Genomic DNA, 5,295 nt, shown 5'->3' on the forward strand with positions numbered 1-5,295 from the left:
CGAGTCTAAAGTCTTAATTTGGTTACTAATCAAATTAAATAGGTTTTTCGACAAAATATCAACTTGGACAGTGAAATGGCGAACGGGGTGTGATTTTCGAAGACAAGCTTAAGGGGGACGTTGTTTCCTGTGCGTCCTAACTCAACAAGTTAGGACGCACAGGAAACAACGTCCCCCTTATATAACCTCAATTAGTCCCGCGGTTCCTTCTTCGATTCGGCCGATGACTGCCCTGGTGGCTACGCCATGCGACTTAAGCGCGTCGAGGAGCTGTTTGCTTTTCTCCTGCGATACGCTGATTAAAAGGCCACCCGATGTCTGTGGATCGAACAGAATTTCGGGCGGGATTGAGCCGCTGGCTGTAAGCACAACGGCGTCTCCGAGAAACGTGCGGTTGCCCCTTGCGCCGCCCGGGATAACGCCCTTCTTTGCGAGATCGATCGCGCGCTCCCAGATCGGGATGCTCTTGATGGTGATCGTCGCCTTTACGCCGCTGCCGTTTACCATTTCATGCATGTGCCCGAGCAGGCCGAACCCGGTAATATCGGTGCAGGCGTTTACACCCACCTCGATCATGGCTTCGGCCGCGGCCTTGTTAAGGGTTGCGGCGGCTTCAATTGCCGGCATTATATCGTCTTCGCTTACGATACCGCGCTTAAGAGCAGTTGCAAGAATCCCCATGCCGAGCGGTTTGGTAAGAACAAGCGCGTCACCCGGTTTTGCGTTGCTGTTGGTAATTACCTTATCGAGGTCGACGATACCTGTTACCGATAGGCCGTATTTGGGCTCGTTATCCTGGATGGTATGCCCGCCCACGATGACGGCCCCCGACTCCTTTACCTTATCGCTTCCCCCCAGCAGTATCTCACCGAGAAGGTCAAGCCCCAGACTGCACGGAAACGCTGCGAGGTTGAGCGCCGTTAGCGGCGTTCCACCCATCGCGTAGATATCGCTTAGCGCATTTGCCGCGACTATCTGGCCGAACATGTATGCTGAATCGACGATCGGCGGAAAGAAGTCAACGGTCTGAAGCAACGCGCGCGTATCATCAAGTTTGTAGACCGCGGCGTCGTCGGACGTCTCAAAGCCGACCAAAAGTTCCTCGGCCTTATCCGTCGGCAACCAGCTCAATGCCTGCTGTAAGTCCCCCGGACTCATCTTGGCAGCTCAGCCGCTTTTGCTCGATAACTGCGTGAGACGCACTCTTTCCGTCACCATTGGACCCTCTTTCCTTCCAGACGGTAGTTCTACATCAATTGCTATTATTGCAATTGTTCATAGATATTATAACAAGAATTAACATCGTTGACAACCAGAAAAGCTCTAGAGCCCGAGCGCGCCGGATAATTTGTCCTCGAGCCAGCCCATCCAGGCATCGAAGCCTTCGCCGGTCCGGCAGGAGAGGGGTATAACGTTTACATTTGGGTTGAGCTTGCGAACGGTGTCTTCGAGGCGCTCCATGCTAAAATCCGAAAGCGCCAGCATGTCGATCTTGTTGATGATCAACACCTCGCAGCTCGAGAAGATCGTTGGGTATTTGAGGGGTTTGTCATCGCCCTCGGGAACCGAGAGGATAACCACGCGGGCCGACTCGCCCAGGACAAAATCCGCCGGGCACACCAGGTTGCCGACGTTCTCGATTATTAAAAGGTCGACACCGGTCAAATCCAGGTACTCGAGCGATTTTTGAATCATATTGGCCTCAAGATGACAAGCGCCCCCGGTATTTATCTGCACGGTTTCAATCCCGTGCTCGCGAACTTTTTCCGCATCGACTTTTGAGGCGATGTCTCCTTCGATAACCGCTGCTTTGTGGTGACCGGACAGGCGGCGGGCGGTTTCGAGAATAAAGCTCGTTTTACCCGCGCCCGGCGAGGACATGAGATTTATCGCAAAGATGCCTTTTTCTTTAAATACCTCGGCGTTTTTATCGGCAAGGTTCTCGTTTGCCGCAAAGATGCTCTCTAAAACTTTTATTTCCATCCTGAATCACCTGCAATTGTCTTTGTAGTTGCCCTATTCCACTTCTATAGAATCAACAAAGAATTCCCGGCCGGAGACAAGCTCAACCGCATGTTCGCCGCAGTGCGGGCAGGTATAGATATCGAGCTGCTCGACTTCGCTTTCTTTGCCGCACTGCAAGCAGCGAATAACGATCGGGACGTGCTCGATGACGAGTTGAGCGCCCGCCGCTATCGTATCGCCGGCCAGATACTCGAAGAAAAACTGCATCGAGTCCTCGACGATTGCGGTCATCTCACCGGCTTTCACGTTTACCTGGGAAATCTTCGCCGCCCCGTTCTTTACCGCGTGCTCGACGGCTATATCAAGAATGCTCTGCGTTAGTCCAAGTTCGTGCATTTTGCAGCGTCTCCCTTAAAGCCAGCGGGCGACGAGCAGACTTAGTTCAAAGAGTATGATAAGCACGACTCCAAGTATGCTCATGCTGACGATACTCCAATCCGGTGTGGCGATGGCTGCGATGATGAAGCTTGCAACATACGCATAACGCCAATTTTTGCGCAGCATTTTGCGGTCGACGATGCCGAGCTTTATCAGGAGTATGATGACCAAAGGGGCCTCAAACGCAACCCCAAATGACAGCATGAATAGGGATACAAAACTAAGGTAATCATCAGCCCTCACGATAAAGCCGAGCTGCCCCATGCCTTGGGCACGCAGCCAACTAATAGCCGGCGGCAGGACGACGAAAAACGCAAACGCCGCACCACCAAGAAACAGCAACGTCATGGCGGGCAGAATCGCGAAGATATATTTACGCTCGTTGCTCTTGAGCGCCGGGGCAAAAAATGCCAGTATCTCGTAAATTATAAACGGCGAGGTAAGGATAAAGCCCCCGATTACGGCAAGCTTAAAGCGCAGCATGAATATCTGCATGAAGCCGAACACGGTAAGCTGGACATGTTGCAAATCACTCGGTAAAGGCCACTTGATGAACTCAAGAAGCGGTTTGAAGAAGATATAGCAAACGGTCGTCCCGATGAGGAGGACGATAACGGCATAGATAAGCCTCTTGCGCAGCTCATCCAAATGATCCAAAAAGGTCATCTCTTGATCGCTCACGAACGAAACCCTCCATATTGAGATATAGTGAGAGTAGCAAGAATCATGCCTCTTTGCTATCCCCTTTTATCTCCTCACCTACGGTGCTGATGGGCTCGATGAGATCTTTTTTAACAGCGTCTTGGAAACCCTGGGATGTCTTTTTGAATTCACCTATCATTTTACCGATCGAGCGCGCTATCTCAGGCAACCTCTTCGGACCGAAGATAATCAACGCAAGTATCAGTATAACTATTAATTCCGGTGGTCCTAAGCCTAAAAACATACACTTCCCTCAACCTCAGTTTAGCAGCCGCAATGCGCCAAGTCTAGGTGATAAGTGAACTAGTGAAACAGTATTTGGGTGAAGGTATTAGTGTTTTAGTGTTTGGGAATCTTTTTGACGAGTCTTAAGATAACTCCCTGATTTTGTGCAGTGATCGTGTCGACCTCGTCCATAATGCTGGTCAGGATACTCATTACCAGGTCCTTTTCTTGGGACTCAGAATCCGGCTTCTCAACATGCGGTATGCCTTTTGCCGGGTATTCGACATCGATCACCAGGTTGTCATCGTTTGTGTAGGCCGAAATACCGACCACCATGTCTTCAGATCGAGATTGTTTGTGCAATTGCATAATAGCGTTTGTGCATGCCTCGGAGACAGCGATTTTTATATCCTCCGTCGTTTCGCTGTCAAACCCTAAAAGCCCGGCAAACCCCGCTACGATAAGTCGCGCGATTCCGGCGTATTCCGGCTTAGCCGGGATTTCTATGCTTACCGGCTGGCTTAACGTGTTCACCTACGATCCTTTTAGGCTGTTAATTGCTTCGTCTTCGGATGAAAAGATGGGAAATACTTTAACGAGGCCCGTTATCCTGAAAATCTTGAGGATGTTCTCCTGCGTGCAGACTAAGGAAATCGATCCCTGGTGAGATTTTACCCGCTTAAGGCCGCCCACCAGTACTCCTAAGCCCGAGCTATCCATAAACTCGACCTTCTGCAAGTCGATTATGATATTGTACTTGCCTTCATCCACAAGATCGATTAAACGACTTTTTAGCTTTGGTGCCGTGTATACATCAACTTCACCTTCGAGAATGATTATCCCGATGCCGTCTACTTCTTTACTCTCAATCTTCAAATCCACTACTCCACCTCCTAGAATCTTTCAAGACACTTATACCACGCAGAAATTACCGCCAAACTTCGAACCTATTACAAGTACTTGGTTAATACCCATTTTGGCCGGTAACTGAAGCGATAGGGAACCAGAATATCTCGGCAACACTTTTATATACCCTAAACAAGCGCTCAATAAAACGTAATCTAAAATACAACACAGAAAACAATAAGCGTGTTCTTTCACTCAATTCTATGCAAACAGCAACCGCTTGGCAACAGGGCGCTTGCTCTATCCTGTGAGGGGTTATCGGCTACCTACCGATAGCTGTTCAGAATATCTATAACTTCGGAATCCGATGTCTGTTCAAATACCTCATAAAACTGACCGACCGCGAAGAAAAGTTCGTGGACTTCCGGGCAAACGATCTCATCGACGTGCTCTTTTAGGCTCTGACAGGTATCGGCAGGAGCAACCGGAACGGCCAGGACTAGTTTTTTTGGGTTTTCCCGCCTCACCGCGTTCACAGAAGCAAGCGCCGTGTATCCGGTTGCAAGCCCATCATCAACCAGTATGACCGTTGCGCCTGTGAGGTCAAGCGGGGCTTTATCTCCCAGATAAAGCCTGCGGCGCCTGTCAATCTCGCTTATCTGCCTGCTTACCTCCCGGTCGATATACGATCTGGGTATGTTGAGTTCCCTTATTAGCGGCTCGTTTAACATCACCGCGCCTTTCACAACGGCGCCGATGGCGAGTTCCGGATTGCCCGGAGCGCCTATCTTTCTCGGGATAATAACATCCAGCGGTAAGTGTAATGCCTTTGCGACCTCGTTGCCGACGACCACGCCGCCCCTTGCAATCGCAAGCACCACCGCATCCGAATCACGATATTCGGCCTGTAGTCGCCTGGCAAGCTGGCGGCCTGCATCAACCCGGTCCCTAAACATCTCAACACCCCTACCATTTATCTACAAAAATTTATTCACAAAAAAACAGCAAGCAAAACACCTGCTGTTTTCATTCATGACCACAGATCACTCTTCGGCGCGTTTGCCACGCTCGATAAGTTCTTTTACCTTCTGGCCGCCCTTGTGGCCGATTTCCTCGTAA

At 50.2% G+C, this 5,295-nt stretch carries 8 protein-coding genes and 1 pseudogene; all 9 read right to left on the reverse strand.

Annotation, left to right across the window (positions count from 1 at the left end):
* Positions 1 to 177: 177 nt before the first annotated feature.
* A complete protein-coding gene (selD, locus tag COY37_RS00740; RefSeq protein ID WP_286679046.1) occupies positions 178 to 1,218 on the reverse strand; it encodes a selenide, water dikinase SelD in 1,041 nt (346 codons plus the stop codon).
* 105 nt (positions 1,219 to 1,323) lie between these two features.
* Positions 1,324 to 1,983: a hydrogenase nickel incorporation protein HypB gene (gene hypB, locus COY37_RS00745; protein ID WP_286679045.1), complete on the reverse strand. Its 660-nt coding sequence runs from the start codon at positions 1,981 to 1,983 to the stop codon at positions 1,324 to 1,326.
* Between the two features lie 33 nt (positions 1,984 to 2,016).
* Positions 2,017 to 2,361: a hydrogenase maturation nickel metallochaperone HypA gene (hypA, locus tag COY37_RS00750; RefSeq protein ID WP_286679044.1), complete on the reverse strand. Its 345-nt coding sequence runs from the start codon at positions 2,359 to 2,361 to the stop codon at positions 2,017 to 2,019.
* A 15-nt stretch (positions 2,362 to 2,376) separates the two neighbouring features.
* Complete coding sequence (gene tatC, locus COY37_RS00755; RefSeq protein ID WP_286679043.1) at positions 2,377 to 3,084, reverse strand: twin-arginine translocase subunit TatC; 708 nt, start codon at positions 3,082 to 3,084, stop codon at positions 2,377 to 2,379.
* Between the two features lie 43 nt (positions 3,085 to 3,127).
* Complete coding sequence (tatA, locus tag COY37_RS00760; RefSeq protein ID WP_286679042.1) at positions 3,128 to 3,349, reverse strand: twin-arginine translocase TatA/TatE family subunit; 222 nt, start codon at positions 3,347 to 3,349, stop codon at positions 3,128 to 3,130.
* Between the two features lie 95 nt (positions 3,350 to 3,444).
* Complete coding sequence (locus COY37_RS00765) at positions 3,445 to 3,864, reverse strand: ATP-binding protein (RefSeq protein ID WP_286679041.1); 420 nt, start codon at positions 3,862 to 3,864, stop codon at positions 3,445 to 3,447.
* Entirely contained in the window at positions 3,865 to 4,212 is a 348-nt protein-coding gene (locus tag COY37_RS00770; RefSeq protein ID WP_286679040.1) for an STAS domain-containing protein, read from the reverse strand.
* A gap of 290 nt (positions 4,213 to 4,502) precedes the next feature.
* On the reverse strand, positions 4,503 to 5,132 hold the full coding sequence (locus COY37_RS00775) for a phosphoribosyltransferase (protein ID WP_286679039.1): 630 nt from the start codon (positions 5,130 to 5,132) through the stop codon (positions 4,503 to 4,505).
* A gap of 87 nt (positions 5,133 to 5,219) precedes the next feature.
* Positions 5,220 to 5,295, reverse strand: a pseudogene (locus COY37_RS11710) (general stress protein B); the annotation flags it as partial.

Origin of the sequence: Candidatus Aquicultor secundus (genome assembly GCF_002791875.1) — a bacterium.
Lineage (GTDB): Bacteria > Actinomycetota > Aquicultoria > Aquicultorales > Aquicultoraceae > Aquicultor_A > Aquicultor_A secundus.

Bases quoted from the DNA above. Each gene is read 5' to 3' on its own strand.
- hypB (WP_286679045.1), bottom strand. From the start codon at position 1,983: ATGGAAATAAAAGTTTTAGAGAGCATCTTTGCGGCAAACGAGAACCTT.
- hypA (WP_286679044.1), bottom strand. From the start codon at position 2,361: ATGCACGAACTTGGACTAACGCAGAGCATTCTTGATATAGCCGTCGAG.
- tatA (WP_286679042.1), bottom strand. From the start codon at position 3,349: ATGTTTTTAGGCTTAGGACCACCGGAATTAATAGTTATACTGATACTT.
- COY37_RS00775 (WP_286679039.1), bottom strand. From the start codon at position 5,132: ATGTTTAGGGACCGGGTTGATGCAGGCCGCCAGCTTGCCAGGCGACTA.